At 32.6% G+C, this 18,020-nt stretch carries 18 protein-coding genes; 13 read left to right on the plus strand and 5 right to left on the minus strand.

Annotated elements, in window-relative coordinates; genetic code table 11:
• The first annotated feature begins 11 nt into the window (after nt 1-11).
• The gene (gene leuB / locus CLCOS_RS17855) at nt 12-1,094 is read left to right on the plus strand and encodes a 3-isopropylmalate dehydrogenase (protein WP_063602096.1); all 1,083 of its coding nucleotides are present in this window, start codon (nt 12-14) and stop codon (nt 1,092-1,094) included.
• 139 nt (nt 1,095-1,233) lie between these two features.
• Here leuB and CLCOS_RS17860 read toward each other — a convergent pair whose 3' ends face one another.
• Nucleotides 1,234-1,467, minus strand: coding sequence for a hypothetical protein (locus tag CLCOS_RS17860; protein WP_013240546.1), 234 nt, complete (start codon nt 1,465-1,467; stop codon nt 1,234-1,236).
• Nucleotides 1,468-1,606: 139 nt separating this feature from the next.
• Here CLCOS_RS17860 and CLCOS_RS17865 point away from each other — a divergent pair, with 139 nt between their 5' ends.
• Nucleotides 1,607-2,029 (plus strand): hypothetical protein, encoded by a 423-nt coding sequence (locus tag CLCOS_RS17865; RefSeq protein WP_013240545.1) that lies wholly within the window; start codon nt 1,607-1,609, stop codon nt 2,027-2,029.
• A 223-nt stretch (nt 2,030-2,252) separates the two neighbouring features.
• Here the strand turns inward: CLCOS_RS17865 and CLCOS_RS17870 are convergent, their stop codons facing one another.
• Together CLCOS_RS17870 and CLCOS_RS17875 are read right to left on the minus strand one after the other, a co-directional pair.
• Nucleotides 2,253-2,669 carry a hypothetical protein gene (locus CLCOS_RS17870; protein WP_013240544.1) on the minus strand — a complete coding sequence of 139 codons (417 nt, stop codon included), beginning with the start codon at nt 2,667-2,669 and terminating at the stop codon, nt 2,253-2,255.
• Nucleotides 2,670-2,770: 101 nt separating this feature from the next.
• Nucleotides 2,771-3,292 carry a ferritin family protein gene (locus CLCOS_RS17875; RefSeq protein ID WP_013240543.1) on the minus strand — a complete coding sequence of 174 codons (522 nt, stop codon included), beginning with the start codon at nt 3,290-3,292 and terminating at the stop codon, nt 2,771-2,773.
• Between the two features lie 357 nt (nt 3,293-3,649).
• Between CLCOS_RS17875 and CLCOS_RS17880 the strand changes: the two genes are divergently transcribed.
• The 8 genes from CLCOS_RS17880 to CLCOS_RS17915 all read left to right on the plus strand — a co-directional run bounded on the left by CLCOS_RS17880 (nt 3,650) and on the right by CLCOS_RS17915 (nt 12,646).
• Nucleotides 3,650-4,633, plus strand: a complete 984-nt coding sequence (locus CLCOS_RS17880; protein WP_063602095.1) for a type I phosphomannose isomerase catalytic subunit — start codon at nt 3,650-3,652, stop codon at nt 4,631-4,633.
• A gap of 336 nt (nt 4,634-4,969) precedes the next feature.
• The gene (locus CLCOS_RS17885; RefSeq protein ID WP_013240541.1) at nt 4,970-6,142 is read left to right on the plus strand and encodes an acyl-CoA dehydrogenase family protein; all 1,173 of its coding nucleotides are present in this window, start codon (nt 4,970-4,972) and stop codon (nt 6,140-6,142) included.
• A gap of 90 nt (nt 6,143-6,232) precedes the next feature.
• Complete coding sequence (locus CLCOS_RS17890; protein ID WP_063602094.1) at nt 6,233-7,456, plus strand: CaiB/BaiF CoA transferase family protein; 1,224 nt, start codon at nt 6,233-6,235, stop codon at nt 7,454-7,456.
• 18 nt (nt 7,457-7,474) lie between these two features.
• Entirely contained in the window at nt 7,475-8,617 is a 1,143-nt protein-coding gene (locus CLCOS_RS17895) for an acyl-CoA dehydrogenase family protein (RefSeq protein ID WP_063602093.1), read from the plus strand.
• Nucleotides 8,618-8,629: 12 nt separating this feature from the next.
• Nucleotides 8,630-9,418 (plus strand): electron transfer flavoprotein subunit beta/FixA family protein, encoded by a 789-nt coding sequence (locus tag CLCOS_RS17900; protein ID WP_013240538.1) that lies wholly within the window; start codon nt 8,630-8,632, stop codon nt 9,416-9,418.
• A gap of 15 nt (nt 9,419-9,433) precedes the next feature.
• The gene (locus CLCOS_RS17905) at nt 9,434-10,444 is read left to right on the plus strand and encodes an electron transfer flavoprotein subunit alpha/FixB family protein (protein WP_013240537.1); all 1,011 of its coding nucleotides are present in this window, start codon (nt 9,434-9,436) and stop codon (nt 10,442-10,444) included.
• Between the two features lie 31 nt (nt 10,445-10,475).
• The gene (fadK, locus tag CLCOS_RS17910; protein ID WP_063602092.1) at nt 10,476-12,191 is read left to right on the plus strand and encodes a medium-chain fatty-acid--CoA ligase; all 1,716 of its coding nucleotides are present in this window, start codon (nt 10,476-10,478) and stop codon (nt 12,189-12,191) included.
• Nucleotides 12,119-12,646: a hypothetical protein gene (locus CLCOS_RS17915; RefSeq protein WP_063602091.1), complete on the plus strand. Its 528-nt coding sequence runs from the start codon at nt 12,119-12,121 to the stop codon at nt 12,644-12,646. Before fadK ends, CLCOS_RS17915 begins: the two co-directional genes overlap by 73 nt.
• Here CLCOS_RS17915 and CLCOS_RS17920 read toward each other — a convergent pair.
• Nucleotides 12,630-13,529: a LysR family transcriptional regulator gene (locus CLCOS_RS17920; RefSeq protein ID WP_063602090.1), complete on the minus strand. Its 900-nt coding sequence runs from the start codon at nt 13,527-13,529 to the stop codon at nt 12,630-12,632. The two genes, CLCOS_RS17915 and CLCOS_RS17920, sit on opposite strands and share 17 nt — an antisense overlap.
• A gap of 137 nt (nt 13,530-13,666) precedes the next feature.
• On the opposite strand from CLCOS_RS17920, the gene CLCOS_RS17925 reads away from it, so the two are divergent.
• The 3 genes from CLCOS_RS17925 to CLCOS_RS17935 all read left to right on the plus strand — a co-directional run bounded on the left by CLCOS_RS17925 (nt 13,667) and on the right by CLCOS_RS17935 (nt 16,347).
• Nucleotides 13,667-14,959 carry an MFS transporter gene (locus CLCOS_RS17925; RefSeq protein ID WP_063602089.1) on the plus strand — a complete coding sequence of 431 codons (1,293 nt, stop codon included), beginning with the start codon at nt 13,667-13,669 and terminating at the stop codon, nt 14,957-14,959.
• A 196-nt stretch (nt 14,960-15,155) separates the two neighbouring features.
• Nucleotides 15,156-15,542: a thioesterase family protein gene (locus tag CLCOS_RS17930; protein WP_063602088.1), complete on the plus strand. Its 387-nt coding sequence runs from the start codon at nt 15,156-15,158 to the stop codon at nt 15,540-15,542.
• 259 nt (nt 15,543-15,801) lie between these two features.
• On the plus strand, nt 15,802-16,347 hold the full coding sequence (locus CLCOS_RS17935) for an NADH peroxidase (protein ID WP_023162461.1): 546 nt from the start codon (nt 15,802-15,804) through the stop codon (nt 16,345-16,347).
• Nucleotides 16,348-16,417: 70 nt separating this feature from the next.
• On the opposite strand, the gene CLCOS_RS17940 is transcribed toward CLCOS_RS17935, so the two are convergent.
• Nucleotides 16,418-17,692: an Ig-like domain-containing protein gene (locus CLCOS_RS17940; protein WP_063602087.1), complete on the minus strand. Its 1,275-nt coding sequence runs from the start codon at nt 17,690-17,692 to the stop codon at nt 16,418-16,420.
• Nucleotides 17,693-18,020 lie beyond the last annotated feature (328 nt).

An 18,020-nucleotide genomic window follows, 5' to 3' on the forward strand; every position in this document is an offset into this window, starting at 1 on the left:
AGGAAAATGAGATGAAATTCAATGTAGCACTAATACCAGGAGACGGAATTGGACCTGAAGCTATTGAACAAGCTGTTAAAGTATTAGATAAAGTTGGAGAAATATTTTCACATGAGTTTAAATACACAAAAGTTTATGCAGGAGGATCAGCTGTTGATAAATATGATAAGCCCCTTCCAGAAGAAACTTTAGATATTTGTAAAAAAAGCGATGCAGTTTTACTTGGGGCAATAGGAGGAGATAAGTGGAGCAATCTTCCTTTAAATAAAAAACCAGAAAAAGCACTTTTGACTTTGAGAAAAGAATTAGGACTTTATGCAAACTTGCGTCCTGCAGTACTGCAAAGATCATTAAAAAATGATTGCCCTTTAAAGTCTGAACTTGTAAAAGATGGTATTGATATGATTATAATAAGAGAATTAACTGGAGGAATGTATTCTGGTGAGAAAGGAGTAAGGCAGGGCAAAGATGGAAAAGAAGCTTATGATGTTGAGTGCTATAGTGAAAATACAGTTAGAAGAATAGCTTCAAAGGCTTTTGAAATTGCACTTAAAAGAAGAAAAAAGGTAACTAGTATTGATAAAGCTAATGTTTTAGAAAGTTCCATGCTTTGGAGAAATACTGTAAATGAAGTAGCAAAAAATTACCCTGAAGTTGAGTTAGAACACATATATGTAGATAGTGCCTCAATGAAAATCTTAAAAAATCCTGGTGCATTTGATGTAGTATTGGCATCAAATGCATTTGGGGATATTATAGCAGACGAAGCTAGCCAAATAGTTGGATCTATTGGAACCTTGCCAGCTGCAAGCCTTGGGGAGAAAAGCTTGGGAATGTTTGAGCCAAATCAAATACATTCTTCCGTGCAGGATATTGCTGGGAAAAACACGGCAAATCCTATAGCTGTAATAATGTCTTCTGCCATGATGCTTAGATACTCATTTAATTTAAATGAAGAAGCTTCTGCTATTGAGAAAGCTGTATCAGAGACACTTGAAAATGGTTATAGAACTAGAGATATGATGACTGATGGAATGAAACTTGTTGGAACTAGGGAAATGGGAGATGTTATAGCTAAATTGTTAAGTAAGTAAAGGCGAGTTAGAATTGAATTTGAGATGCTAAAATTAATAATATACAGCTTATGCATAAATGTTTTATGTACAAGCTGTATATTGCTAAACTGCACTTTAACTAAGATAATTTGACCTAGGAAATTATGTCTTGATGCAGCTATTTTAGGTCATTAAGTTGCTTTTTTAAGTCATGAATTTGATCTTTTTTACTCTGAATTGACTCGAGGTACTGCATCTGGGCTGCGATAGAAAGCACAGTAGCTCCAGTTGATGCAATTACGTTTCCAAGAACATTTATTTCATCTGCACTTTTATCTTTAGTTATAACAATAGCTATAAAAGTACTAAGTACTGCAAGCTGTGTAGGGGATATTGTGTTTAAACAAGACATTTTATTCACACCTCTAATATATATTATATGAAATTAATATAAATGACACACTAAATTATTTAGGCATTTGAAAGAAAATAGGCTAGCGTGCTGACTAGTTATTGCTTTAAAAATACATTATAGTTGGGAGGGTAAGATTATGAAAGAATTTGGGAAACTTTTAGGTTGGGTTGGATTTTGGGCGTATTTTATATTACTCCTTAATTTCTTTATAAAGTACATAAATAGGAAGTATATGAAGAAGTTACCCAAAGATAAAAAACAGTATGAGCGTGTATATAAAGTCTTTATGAAGTACATTGTAAAATATCACAAGTTGGTTGGAATTATAGGAGTTATAGCTGTAGTGTGTCATGGTTATTTTATGTATAAATATAAGGGAATTTCTATACCGGGACTTGCTGCAGCTGTAGTTATGATTGTAACAGCATGTTTAGGAATATATGGACTTAAAAGTAGGAATATGAAGGGAAAATGGCTTATGGATCATAGGATATTAGCGTTTTTTCTCATATTCCTAATACTATTTCACATAATGTTTAAAAAGTTTCTTATGGTATAGAATTTCTAAGTGTGATTTCAATTTTGTTATTATATTTTATATAGAATTTCAATTAGAATCACTATATAGTTTCTTTAACTTAAAAGTCAGCTTATACACAGGTATATTTTTACAATAATGAAGCTCTTTTAAATATTTAACGAGCTGAAGGTTATAAAAAATATTCTGAGTATAAGCTTATTTTTAATTGGTAACTATGTCAGTTATATTTTTAGGATAAATATTAACGGCACATAAAACTTCTTATTTGACGTAAATCCATTCCAAAATAAACCCATCTATTTCTATGCCATCTATAACCTGAAATAGATCTTCTTCCTACATGAGTTAACCATGCCCAGAATCCATTGCCTCTATTTGGCCAAATATAAACGAACTTAAATAAGCATCGTCTTATAGAACCTGGATCTACAAATTTTGTACTTGAACCAGGTGCTAAGTTTTGAGGTGCTTGAGGAATATTGGATGGAGGAGGACCTGGTGGAAAGTTATCTCGCTGTCTGCTCATACACATAGGGGTATGGTTTGAGGAAAATCGTAGGTAAGGACATACGAAATCATCATCTAAATAATCTAATTCTTCGGGTTCATCATCTTCTCTAGCTTCATCATCAAATCTGAAGTAATCATAATCGTACATGTATACAACTCCTATTTTTTACTCTTAATTAAATAGTATGTTATTGTGAGTTATATAGTTACAAATCAATGAAAAAAATTTACATATACATAGTAGTTAAGTTAGAATTGTTCCTTAGAACAGTTTGATGTATATATAAAGTTATATAGACTAGCATGTCTTAATTCATCTGTTATTATTTCAATAAGCATGTTTATGTGTTTTCTGTTGTTAAGCGCAAATAATATTTTTCTATATTTTACAACTGCATTTAGTTCTCCATTTAAGGCACGTTTAATGCCGCTGCAGAAAGAATCGGGAGTATTAAATTCTACATTTTCAGGAGAAGGAATCATATTTCCCGTTAATTCATAGTAAATAAATCTAAACATTTTGTTATGCTTTTTTTCATTGTCCCTGATACCAGATATAATTTTTTTAGATTCATTTTCAGGAGCATTTTTTATTAAATAGTCGTAAAAAAGTTCATCTTCTCTTTCTCCAGAGATAGCTTCTTCTATTAACTTTAGTGCAGAATTGAAGTTGTCTGGATAAGTGTATTCATCTAAATTCAAGTCCATCTGAGAAACATTGTTAGGAAAGTTCATACCACAGCGAGTAAAGGGACACATATAATGTTTCATTTTCAACTCTCCAAAATATAAATTATAGTAGTATTTTATGATAGAAGTTATAAAAAGTGAATGAGGATAAACAGAGTTCTTGGCATCAGATGGAGTTTTGACTCCACCTGATGCTTAGAAATCGTTATCCAGGGACGTAACTGCTCTTTTTACTCCCATTTGGAGAAATGGGAGTATTAGAGCAGGTAGTCATCGGATAAATAAGTTACTTTAATGCAATATACTGATATATTAAACTACCATATTGTAAAAAAGTAATTTATTAATCTAGAATTAAACTTTTTTCATTTATGTAAATTTTATCTAAAATTGATTTATAATATAAGTATAAGTTTGGAATATAAGGAGATGTTTGGTGTGTATCCAATAAAATTTGAAAACTTATACTATGATAAAATTTGGGGAGGTAGAGATTTAGAACTTTTCAGGAGTAACCTTCCAGAAGGTAAGATAGGAGAAAGCTGGGATATAGCCTGTCATAAAAATGGTATGGGCATAGTAAAGAATGGGGAATTCAAAGGAACTAGATTTGATGATCTTGTTAAGGCTCAAGGAGATAAGCTATTGGGAACAAAAATTAAAGGTAATAGATTTCCCCTTCTTGTAAAGCTAATAAATGCTAGGGAGAAACTTTCAATACAAGTTCATCCAGATGATATCTATGCGAAAGAAGTAGAAAATGATTCAGGAAAAACAGAGGTATGGTATGTTATTGAAGCATTTGAGGGGGCAAGTTTGATAGTTGGAACTAAAGATGGATGCAGCATAGACGAATTTAAAAAGGCTATAAACGATGGAAACTTGGAAAAGTATATGAACAGAATTCCTGTTAAAAAAGGTGATGTGTATTTTATAAAAAGCGGTCTTGTACATGCAATATGTGAAGGAGTTATATTGGCAGAAATTCAACAAAATAGTGATATAACTTACAGAGTATATGACTATGGAAGGGGAAGGAAGTTACATATTAATAAAGCCTTAGACGTAGTAAATCTAAAATTAAAAGGAAATAGGAGCAGAGGTATTAGTATAAAAAAGGATGGTTATAAAAAAACTTATCTTTGTTTATCAACAGAAATTTCTCTGGAATTATATGATATTCAAATTGAAGCAGTAGAAAAAAGTGATAGAGAAAGGTTTTATATATTTACCTGTGTTGATGGCAAGGGCAAGATAGTTTACAGCGGCGGTTTTGAAGATATATTTAAAGGAGACAGTGTGCTTATTCCAGCTTCTCTTGGAGAATATAGATTAAAAGGTAACATGAAGTTGCTTAAAAGCTATGTTCCAGATTGTAATAAAGTAGAAAATAGTATATTAGATGAAATAAGAAAATTTTAAGAATTTTCACTAAGCTATTGTTAATAAAAATCTTTTTATTAACAATAGCTTTCTTCTTTTTTATACATAAAAATTGAAAATATCTTATTTTCAAAAAATTTTAAATTTCTAGCTAAATATTTTAGTAAAGCATTTCATTCAAATCCTTATTATTGTATCTCAACCCTTTGTATAACACAATTCCCTTAAATTTTATCTATAGAATTACTGTATTATGTATAGGCAATAACTATAAAAGATAACGATAACATTGGTGGTAACTATTGGTAATATATTTTAGATTTAAGTATAATGAAAACATAAAGATTGTTATAAAATACACAAGGGGGAAATAAAATGTCAAAATTAAATGAAAAAGAATTTCAGGATTATCTGAAACAAATTAGGGCTTTAGCTGAAGGACCTTTTGAAGAAATACAAAAAGAAGTTGAGGTTACTAATAAATTTCCTCAGAAGTTTTTTGACTTATCAATTGAAAACAATTTATATAGATGCGCATTGCCAGAACAATATGGTGGATGGGGATTAAGTGAGACACAGATTTTACAGGTACAAGAAGAGTTCAGTAGAGGACCAGGCGGAATGCGTATGCATCTTCATTATGCAATGGATTTAAACTGGAGAATTCTTGATGACTTTGGAAGTAAAGAATTAAAAGATGAATATATGGATAAATTTCAAGATAAAACAATCTTCACATGCTTTGCATTAACTGAAGAAACAGGTGGTACAGGAGCAGATTTACATACAAGAGCTGTGAAAGATGGAGACTATTACATCATGAATGGTGAAAAAACATTAATTTCCCATACTGACTGCTGTGAGTTTGCATATGTAATCGCTGTCACTGACCCAGATGCTCCAAAGGATAAGAGATTATCTGCATTCTTTGTACCAGTTAATACACCTGGTTATGAAATCGTTCCAATGCCTCATATGATGGGTTGCCGTGGAGCTGGACATGCAGGATTAAAATTCACTAACATGAAGCTTGACAAGAAATACTTACTTGGTAAAGAAGGCGAAGGCTTAAAGATTGCAATGCATTCTTTATCCGTATCTAGAGCTCATATTGCAGTAAGTAATCTTGGTATGTCTCAGAGAATGTTAGAGATGACAATTAAGAGAGCAAAAGACAGAGTAACATTTGGAAAACCACTTGTTAAGAGACAAGCAATTCAACAGACAATTGCTGATATGGGAACTGAAATACATGCACTTAGATTAATGGTTTACGATTTTGCAAAAGATTATGAAGCTGGTAAGGAAATTGAGATGAAAGCAGCTATGTGTAAACTTCATAGTATCAATACTGTTAAGTTAGTATCTGATTATATGTTAGAGATATTTGGAGGAATTGGATACTTTGAAGAATGCGAATATGGTCCAGTTGAAAGATTATATCGTGATTGTCGTGCAATGTGGTTAGAGGAAGGACCTAGAACTGTTCAAAGATTAACAGCTTCAAGAAAACTTATTGCTAATGGAGGCAATACTGAAGAAGAATAATTTTTTACTTGAAATATTTACTATTTTATATTATAGCCTTTTGAAGTTTTCAAAAGGCTATAAATAAAATATAAGAACAGGAGGATAAAAATGGAACCTTTAAAAGGGATTAAGGTGGTAGATTTAACCACATATTTAGCAGCTCCTACTACTGCTAGGATTATGGGAGAATGGGGCGCTGACTTAATTAAAATCGAAGCCCCCAAAGGAGATCCAGCAAGAGGACAGGGTTCAGTATTTAATATGCCTTTTAGTGATGAAGAAAATTTGCCGTTTGATGTAGCAAATATGGATAAGAGATTTATCACTATAAATTTGAAGACAGAACATGGACGGGAAGTTGCTTATAAATTATTAGAAGAGGCAGATGTATTTATTACAAATACAAGAACAAAATCACTTGTAAAATTAGGTATGGATTATGATACCTTGAAAGAAAAATTCCCCAAACTTATTTTTGCACAGGTTTTAGGATATGGAGAAAATGGACCTGCAAAGGATAGGCCGGGTTTTGATGCTACTTGCTATATGGCAAGGGGAGGCGTTCTAGGTACAACAGTAGATAAAGGTGGTTCGCCAATGAATCCACCTAATGGATATGGAGATTTTCAGGTTTCAATATGTCTTTTATCTGGTATATGCGGAGCTTTGTTTAACAGAGAAAGGACAGGAAAAGGAGATAAGATAACTGTAAGTCTTCAGCATGCTGCATCATTTATGTTAAGTGTTGCTATGATTTCAGCACAATATGGAAATGAATATCCAAAGAGTCGAAAAGAAGTTCCAAATCCATTTAATAATTGTTATCGCACTAAAGATAATAAGTGGGTTGTAATGTGCTGTCCTGAATATGATAGAGATTACGATAAAATTATGAATTTATTAGATGTTAAACATATGGTAGGAAATAAAAAATACAATAATTGTGCAAAGATAAATTCAGATAAGCTAAATCATGAAGTAGTAGATATACTTGATGAGGCTATTTCCAAGATTAATAGGGATGATTTGCTTAAAATACTTGAAGACAATGAACTGCCGTGTGAAGCAGCAAATGAGCCTTTGGATGTTTATAAAGATGAGCAGGTTTGGGCAAACAATATTTTAACTAAAGTAGATTACCCTTCAGGAAAAAGAATGGTTCCTACTAATCCAATTTTATTTGGTTCTATGTCAGAACCTATAATAAAAACTTGTAAACCTCAAGGTGCACATACAGAGCAAATCATGAAAGAATTAGGTTACAGCAGCAGTGAGGTTGAAGAATACATAAACGAAGGAGCTGTAGCTGGATTGAAACTGCTTAAAAAATAATGGGGAGGGTTAAAATTAATGAGCTTATTATATACAAAGGAACAAAAAGAATTAATTGCTCTTGTAAAAGAAATGGCAGAAAATGAAATCAAACCACATGTTCAGGAGCTGGATGAAAAAGGCGAATGTCCAAGAGAATTGTTTAAGTATGCTTTTGATATGGGACTTCATATGCTTGAGATTCCAGAAGAATATGGTGGAACAGGACTGAGCTACGAAACTACAGCCATGATTTTTGAAGAGCTTGCAAAGATAGATGCAGGATATGCAATTACACTTGTTACTACATTTGTTGCTTTGAGAAATGTAATTCTTTCTGGTACCAAAGAGCAGGGCAAATATTTTGCAGATATAATTGGAAAAGGAAATTTTGCGGGTTTCGCTCTTACAGAGCCAAATGCAGGTTCTGATCCTGCAGGAATGAGAGGAACAGCTGTAAAAGATGGTGATGAATATATATTGAACGCAACAAAAACGTTTATCACTAATGGTGCACTTGCTTCTGTGTTTGTAGGAATTTTTAAAACAAACCCTGAAGCAGGCAATAAAGGTATTTCAGCTTTTATAGTAGATGCAAATACACCAGGAATTACTATTGGAAAACATGAAGACAAAATGGGTCTTCGTTTATCAAATACTACAGATGTTACTTTTGAAAATGTAAGAGTTCCAGCTTCTAATATGCTTGGAGAGGAAGGATCAGGATTTAAACTTGCATTAAATTCTCTTAACTTATCTAGAGCCTTTGTTGCTACGTTAGCAGTAGGTATTATGCAGAGGGCTTTGGATGAATCTGTAAAGTATGCAAAAGAAAGAAAGCAGTTTGGCAAGCCTATAATTAAATTTCAAATGGTACAACAGATGCTTGCAGATATGGCAATAAAGATAGAAGCTTCCAGAGCACTTGTAAACAATACTATGAAGTTGATGGATAATGGAAATCTTGTTCGTAAAGAAGGTGCAATTACTAAAGCATTCGTATCTGATTGTGCACAGGAAGTTACGTCAAATGCAGTTCAAATTTTCGGTGGATATGGATACAGCAAAGAATATCCAGTTGAGAAGCTTATGAGAGATTGCAAGGTGTTCCAGATTTTTGAAGGAGCTAATCAGATTCAAAGAATGACAATAGCCGGTGCATTAGAAAAGGAATATAAGTAGGGGGGAAGAGAAATGAACATCGTTGTTTGTATAAAACAGGTTCCTGATACAACAGAAATTAAAATTGATCCAGTTAAAAATACATTAATTCGAAAAGGCGTTCCAAGTATTCTAAATCCATTTGACAAAAATGCATTAGAGCAGGCACTTCGTTTAAAAGATCAATATGGAGCTACTGTAACTGCAATTTCCATGGGACCTGATAACGCAAAAGAAGTTTTAAGGGAAGCTCTTTCCATGGGTGCAGATAAAGCGTACTTAGTTACAGACAGAGCTTTTGGAGGATCTGATACCTATGCAACTAGTTATATTTTATCAAAAGCAATTGAAAAACTAGGGCCATTTGATTTTGTACTTGTAGGTAAACAGGCAATTGATGGAGATACAGGACAGACAGGTTCAAGTATTGCAGAACATTTGAAGATTTCCAGATTAAGTTATGTGCTTGATATTAAAATGGAAGGTCAAAAGTGTGTAGTAAAGCGTCAAGTAGAAGAAGGGGCTGAAATAGTTGAAACAAAACTTCCTGTTTTATGTACTTTGACAAAAGAAAGCAATAAACCAAGATATGCAACTATTAAGGGAAAAATTGACTCTTTAAAAGCAGAAATAGGAGAAATTCACTTAGATGATATTAAGGATATAGATACTACCAAAATAGGTCTTAAAGGTTCACCAACAAGAGTAAAAGCAACTTTTACACCAAAACGTCAGGCAAGTGGTGAGGTAATGAAAGTTGTAAATCCTGAAAAAACAGCAAAAGAGTTAGTTGGCAAGCTATTAGAAGCAAAATTAGTTTAAGGGGAGGCTTTGGTTATGAATTTCGATGAATATAAAGACGTATGGGTATTTATAGAATGCTTTCAGGGACAACCAAAGAACGTTGGTTTTGAACTGCTGGGACAAGGTAGAATTTTAGCAGATAGCCTAAAGCAGAAATTATGTGCCGTAGTAATAGGCAGTGACGTAGAAGATGCAGTTAAGGGTGCAGGCAGTCATGGAGCAGATAAAGTTTATGTTGTGCAGGGAGAAGAATATAAAAATTATTCTTCAGATGTATATGGAGATGCATTTTTAAAACTCTGTCACAAGTATAACCCAAATACCATTTTAATAGGTGCCACTATAAGGGGCAGAGAACTTGGTTCTAAAATTGCAGTTAGCTTAAGAACAGGTCTTACTGCAGATTGTACTGCTTTAAGTGTAGAAGAGGATACTGGAAATGTTGTATGGGAAAGACCTGCTTTTGGAGGCAATCTCTATGCACAGATACTTTGCAGTGATACTAGACCACAGATGGGAACTGTAAGGCCTGGTGCCTTTAAGAAACCACAAGAAAATGAAAATAACCGTCCAGAAATTATTAAAGAGACTATTAATATAGACAAAGATTCTATTTTAACAAAAGTAGTTGATTTTATTAAAGCCCAAGAAGATTCTGGAGTCAAACTTGAAGAGGCAGAGTATATAGTATCTGGCGGCAGAGGAATGAAAAATGGAGAAAACTTTAAGATGTTACAACAACTTGCAGATTTACTTGGTGGAACAATTGGAGCATCAAGAGCTGCTGTAGATTCTGGATGGATTCCACAGACAAAGCAGGTAGGGCAGACAGGTAAAACAGTTTCTCCAAAAGTATATATTGCATGTGGAATTTCCGGTGCTGTACAGCATTTAGCTGGAATGAGCTCTTCAGATACAATTATTGCAATTAATAGAGATGAAACTGCACCAATATTTGAAGTAGCAGATTATTGTATAGTAGGAGACCTATTTGAAGTCGTTCCAGCACTTATAAAGGAAATTAGTTCAGTAAAAAATCTTTAATTGTGTTCTTTTTATAAGGAGATATGACGTGATGGATGAAATTAAAATAAATGATAGCCAAAAAAGATTGTATGAAAAAATGGGCTATTGGGGTAAAAAAACACTCTTAGATTACTGGCATACGTCGGTAAAAAAGTATAGAGATAAGGAATTTGTAGTAGATGATAGAGGATATCGTTACACCTATGGACAATTGGATGAAAAAGCAGGTATTGTTGCTTCCTATTTTCTTAGTATTGGAGTAAAGCCTCTAGATGTTATTTCTTTTCAAATACCAATATGGAGTGAATTTGTAATTGTTAGTATTGCATGCATGAAGGTGGGAGCTGTTGTTAACCCAATTGGCATGTGCTATAGTGGTCGGGAAGTTTCATATCTTTTAAATTTATGTAAAAGTAAAGTTTTTCTCTGCCCTACATGGTACAATAAGACAAATTATGAAAAATTGATTCTATCAGTCAAAAAGGATGTAAAAAGTTTAAAACACATTGTATTACTTGACAATCTTAAAGAAAAAGAAAGTAACAGTATTACTTTAAAACATATATTATCATCATACTTTTCCTTGAACATAAAAGATGAGGTAATGGTTGACAGTAATGATGTAGCAGCTGTCCTTTGCACATCCGGTACTACTGGATGTGCAAAGGGAGCCATGCTGACTCATAATAACATAATATTTAGTGAAAAATACTTTAATAAGGAACTTGGCATTACAAAAGATGATATTATGTTTATGCCGGCACCTTTAAATCATGCAACTGGCTTTCATCATGGAATTATTGCACCTATGCTTATTGGATCAAAAGTGGTTTTACAGCAGAAGTTTAAAAGTAAAAAGGCAATAGAACTTATGAATAGAGAAAAATGCACCTGGTCAATGGGAGCTACACCATTTATATATGATATTTTGAAAAACATTAGAGAGGATGAAGTTTACCTTAGTTCGTTAAAATTTTATCTTTGTGGTGGAGCTGTAGTACCAGAAGAAATGGTAAGGCAAGCCTATGAATATGGAATAAAATTATGTGAAGTTTATGGATCTACAGAAAGTGTTCCACATGTATTTGTAAGACCAGATGAAAATATTGAGTTAACATTTGGCACTGCAGGAAGGGCTATGGAAGGCGTAGAAGTTAAAATTGTAGATGAAAATAGAAAAGAGATACTACCTGGAAATCTAGGGGAAGAAGTATCGAGAGGTCCAAATGTATTTGTAGGATATATAGGTGATAAATCAGCTACAAATAAGGTACTGGATGATGAAGGATGGTTTTATAGTGGCGATTTATGTGTAAGTGATATAAGTGGCAATATTAATATCATTGGGAGAAAAAAAGACATAATTGTTAGAGGCGGTGAAAATCTCAACTCGAATCATATAAATCAGTATATTTCAAAATTTCCACTAGTTAAAGATGAGGCAGTTATTGGAATGCCTGATAAGCGTCTTGGTGAACGAATTTGTGCTTATGTCGTATTGAAAAAAGAAGTTAATTCTCTGAAATTAGAAGAACTTTTAGAGTACATGGAAAAGGAAAAAATTCCTAAAAGGTATTGGCCGGAGCACCTGGAGATTATAGATAAGATTCCCAGAACCGACAGTGGAAAGGTGAAAAAAAATTTATTGGCAAAGGATTTGAAAGTTCGAATGAGTAGACAGGAGGAGTCAAGTTGGAAGAGCGAGAATTCGGTCCAAGAAGATCAAGAGAAACAACAAAACCAAGGGTTGTGTGCCCCAAGTTAATATTTTATCATTGTAAACATTGTGGAAATGTATTTCAGTTAACAAGCATGGGAAAGGGAACATTTCCAATGTGTTGTGATGAAAAAATGGAGATACTTTCTACCAAAAATCCTTTAGAAGTTTCAGATGATATAATTATTGATTACAAAATTGCAGGTGGGTACAATGAAAATGTGGTAGAGGTCTTTTGGAAAATAAGGAATGAAGCTATTTCTGTTGAATGGATTTATCTTATGACATTTACAGGTGGACAGTTAAAGTATGTGACAAATCCTAAAAAGACATCTTTTGTATTTGCTTTGGCAGATGAAGATGCGTATGTTTACTGTGACGAAGATCCGTGCCTTGAATGCACTTTTAGATGTAAAAGGGGATTTGAAATTTATGCATATATAAAAGATAAAGCAATTGTTAAAATCCCTTTAGAGAGAATGCATGCTAATTGGCAGTCCTAATTTTATGGCTTTTGCTTTTTTTAATCATATAGTCTGAAAACATTTTCATAGCTATGGTATGGTAATTATTTTTATTATATGCCATATATACTGTACGTGTATTGTTTGGTGTATTTAGTTTTATAATTTTTAACTTATGAAATTGGAGTAAAAAAGAAGTACGTGCAGTAATAGCAGCCACATTTGTTGAACATACCATTCCACCAATAGTTATTTCATCGTCAAAATCATAACTTACATGAAGACCATAAGGTTTTAAAAGTTCCATTATAGTTTTACCAATAGGCAAGCTTTGTCGATATGTGATTAATGGATAGTCGCTAATATCTTGCAAATCAATGATTTTTTCTTTTGCCAATGGATGTTTATCGTTTACAACAAGGACAAGTTCTTGATCAAGAATTGGAATAAATTCAATGCTAGGTTCATTTTCCAAAATGGAACAGAAGCCGATATCATATTTTTCTGACTTGATTCCAGCTATAACATCTAAAGTCATGCCAGTGAAAATGTTAAATTTAGTCTTTGAATTTACAGTATTTAAATACCTATTTATTGCATTTGGCAAAAAATTTCCGCATAAGGTAGGAATACATCCTATATCAATAATTCCTCCAACAATACCAGATGATTCTTTTAGGCATTCAATCCCTTTTTCTAATTCACTTAAAGAATTGCACACGTATTGGTAAAAAACTTTTCCGTATTTCGTAAGTTTAATTTTTCGACCTTGTCTATGAAATAATTCTAGACCAATTTCTTCTTCTAAGGATGAAATGGCTTCACTTAGACTAGGTTGTGTTATATATAATTCTTTAGCAGCTTGAGTAAAATGCTGTATCTCAGATAATTTTTTAAAATAATATAATTGATTTAAGTTCATAGTGTATCTCCCTGTAAATTTATACTCATATTTGTTAATATTTTAGCATATTTCGATAAAATATTCCACAATTATGGTATAGTTTAACAGGAAAAAATAAAACTAATTAATAGATTAAATAGAAGGGAGAAATGAATATGATTTCAGAAGTTGAAAGCATCGGTAAAAGCGTTGGTAAGAAGAGGTGGGAGATTGTTTTACTTTTGACTCTATGCTACTTGATTTTATATATGGACAGATCATGTATGTCAATGGCAGGCCCCTCTATGATGAATTACTTTCATTGGAATGCAAGTCAGTTTGGATTGGTTTCTACAGCTTTCTTCATTGGTTATGCTTGTACTCAAATTTTAGGTGGATGGTTAGCTGACAAATTTGGTGGAGGCAAAGTTGTAATGTTTGGTGCGATATGGTGGTCAGTATTTGTTTTCTTAACTCCATTTGGAGCAACCTTAGGTCTTATGATAGTAATTCGTATTGTTATGGGAATGGGAGAAGGAGTTTCTTTACCGGCCATGTCTACAATTATTGCAAAATGGGTACCAAAGAAAGAATCAGGACTAGCATGGGGAATAAGTATAATGGGTGTTTCTATGGGAATTGCTCTTGCTATGCCTATCTCTGCCTGGATTATAAAAACTTGGAGTTGGCAGATGGTATTTCACTCATTTGCTTTTCTTGCACCTATTTGGGTAATTATTTGGTGGAAGTTTGGAAAAGATAAACCGGAAGATCATCCTAGTGTAAGTAAAGAGGAATTGCAATATATAAGAGTAGACGATAATATATCAGAAAATTCAGGAAAAAGAACTATTTTAAGTTCAAAAGACATATTTTCTACTCCATCTGTATGGACAGGTGCACTTTCATTCTTCTGTACTAACTATTTATTTTACTTATTTATGACATGGCTTCCTACGTATTTTGTTAAGGGTAGAGGATTTGCAATGGGTACAAGTGCTATTTATACAATGATGCCATATATTGTTGCAACTTTTACATATCCATTTGGTGGATGGTTAGCTGATAAAGCAGCTAAAAAGTTTGGAGATAATATGGGACGAAAATTATTCCCTCTTCTTGGTATGGTTGGAGCAGGTGTTATGCTTATACTAGGATCTAAGGCTTCTAGCGCTATTTCGGCAGTAGCATTAATATCTATATCAAATGGAGTATTATGTCTTACTATGGGTGGATATTATTCAATGCCAATGATTTTCTCTTCAACTAATGCAGGTAAAATTACTGGACTTTATGCAACTTTTGCTACAATTGGAGGTATATTAGCTCCACTTCTTACTGGAATTATGGTTGACGCTCACGGATATACAAGTGCACTTTACTTAGGTGCAGGAATATCTATACTTGGTGCTATTATATTACTTACAAGTACAGTTCGTCCTATTGTACCTATAGCTGAAAGAAAGTAGGTTTATCCTAGAAATATTTATTTTGATAATGATTTCATCTAAAGGAATAGAAAAGTATTAAGAAATTTGTTAATAAGCATCGGATGAAGTTTAAGATTTTGTCCGATGCTTAAAGCTATTTACTTTAAGCAAAATAAGCAGCAATCTAAAGATAGCAGTAAATGGTAAAATTTTCACATAAGGAGTTGTTGATCAAATGGATTTTAGCAAGCTATTTAAAATAGGAAGTACATGTATTAGTGAGTATATAGTAAAGCCTGAAGATACAGCTAATTTTATTGGAAATAACGGTGTTGTTATGTTATCTACGCCTGCGATGATAAAGTATATGGAATATACAACTTTACATATAGTAGACAATGTTATACCTAAAAATTATAGACCTGTTGGAACTAAAATTGATGTTGAACATATAAAACCAATACCTGTGAATATGAAAGTTAGTATAAAAGTAACATTAATATCAATTGAAGGTAAAAAATTACGCTATAATGTAGAAGCTTTCAATGAGAAAAATTGTAAAGTAGGTTTTGGAATATACGAACAACAAATGGTTAATTTAGAACAATTTTTAAATAGATAGTAAAAATTAATAAAACCAATAAATTTTTTGAGTTATTTAGGATAAAAATATATATGAATAATTTGTTTAAAGGTTTTAAAATTGAGCCTTCTAATCAAGTAAGAATAAATACATTATGGGCGTACCTATAATGTATTTATTTCATATAAAATGAAAATTATTTTATAAAAACTATTGCAAAAGAATAATTAATATTATATAATAATTTATGTCAAGGGAAATAAAAATTATATGAAATAACTTTAAGGAGGAATTTTAAATGAAAAAATTTGTTTGTGCTGTTTGTGGATATGTTTATGAAGGTGAAAATCCACCAGAAAAATGTCCTGTATGTGGTGCACCATCAGATAAATTTGTTGAAAAGGCAGAAGGCGAAATTAGTTGGGCAGATGAACATAAAGTAGGTGTTGCTAAAGGTGTAGATGAAAAAGTATTAGAAGAATTGAGAGCTAACTTTACTGGAGAATGTTCTGAAGTAGGAATGTATCTTGCTATGAGTCGTCAAGCTGATAGAGAAGGTTATCCAGAAGTTGCAGAAGCATATAAGAGAATAGCTTTTGAAGAAGCAGAACATGCAGCTAAATTTGCAGAATTATTGGGAGAAGTAGTATTACCTGATACAAAGAAAAATTTGCAGATGAGAGTAGATGCAGAGACAGGTGCTTGTAAAGGTAAAAAGGATTTAGCTACTTTAGCTAAAAAATTAAACTATGATGCAATTCATGATACAGTGCATGAAATGTGTAAAGATGAAGCAAGACACGGAGCTGCTTTCCAGGGATTGTTGAATAGATACTTTAAATAAACAGTAGTCATCGGGTAAATGCAAAGGACTGATACACTAATTAATTAGTGTATCAGTCCCTTTTAATACTCTATGCTAAATACATAAAATAAGATATAGCATCTTTTGTTGGAGTTTGAAAATCTATATTTCTCTTATGGTAGGCATCACCGTTGTAGTCATAACCTTGATTATCACAAATATACGCATAATCAAAACTTTTTGGATCTACCCACTTCATGAATGTATATGTATGAGTAGGGCCATTCCCATAAGAAATGGTAAAGCATATATCTCCTGGTAAAAGCTTAGATAAATCTGTAGAAGTCTGCCATCCTCTGCTTTGAAGCTGAGATGTAAGTTGATTAGTATTTGCTACAGATTCTGGAAGATCAGTCATTCCAGCTCTTCTAAGAGCTTCGCTTGCATAAAACACACAGTTATTACTTGTGTCTCCGCCGTGAAGTTCGATAGCTCTGTCTAGCACAGATTGTCTATTATCATAATTCATAAGATAATTATAAAGGTTTGTCCCAATTTGAGATTGAATTCTATAGTCATTCATAATAGATGGTACAGGTTCAAATGCTTTTATAGTTAAATTTAATGTTACTGGTTTACTATATCCATCAACAGTACCTGTATAAGCATATACACCTGGTATGCTTGTCGTGTCTACGGACTTGTCCCAAGATACATTTACAGAAGTAGTAGTATTATTTGACATTTTAGCAGTTACCTGTGTAGGTAAGGTGTAATCATCTTGCTGATTTATAGTTACACTTATGTTATCTATAGAAGATATAACTGGTGCGGTTTTAAATTCTACTACAGTAGGATTTTTAAGCTTTCTGTTGTATCTGGATACTATATTTCCACTTATAGTTAAGGTATAGTCTGTGTCTGGATTACAAACATTCGTAGGTGATACGATAACTGACATTCCGCAATCTGTTGAAGAAAAGGTTAGTGGAACTTCAGTATTATTATTGTCAACTAGTCTTATTTTACCACTTAAGGAATTTACATCTACTGGTTGGTTAAAGCTTATCTTCCACTTTTTGCTTACAGGAATACTAACTTTTACAATGGTATCGTAATTTGTGCTTTGATTGACATTTGAATTAGCCTTTTCTGGAGTATTGTTTTCACTGGTGCTTTTATCATTGCTGCTATTAGTGTTACCATCAATAGTTTTTGAATTAGAAATATCTTTGTTAGTATCTAAACTAGTTGAAGCGGTAACAGTTGATACGTTAGAAGACTTGTCCATATTATTTGCAGCTAATGCAATTGTACAGTGAGAGCCTTGAGCAATTGCATAAATTCCACAAAATAATACGAAGTTTTTAATAAGTTTCTTCACTTTTTAATCGCTTCTTTCTATTTTGATTTTAATTTATGTAAAAAATATGCCATATCTATTAGGTTAAATTTTATCCCATTACTCCACCGCACTTTATAAAAGAAATTTCCACAAAATCATAGACTTTAGTTCTCTGCTTTTTTTCAAGAAGGGGTAAAGAATGGTTGTGTCTCTAGATAAGTTCAATAGAATTAGGCATACTTGCTTATAATTTTTCATGTAAAAGGGAAAAATTATAATAACAAATAAGAGTATAGCATAATATTAATATATAGTCTATATAGCAGATAATATACAATATTCTGAAGGCGTATAGACGATTAAATTT

The organism is Clostridium coskatii (assembly GCF_001675205.1).
Taxonomy (GTDB): Bacteria; Bacillota; Clostridia; order Clostridiales; family Clostridiaceae; genus Clostridium_B; species Clostridium_B ljungdahlii.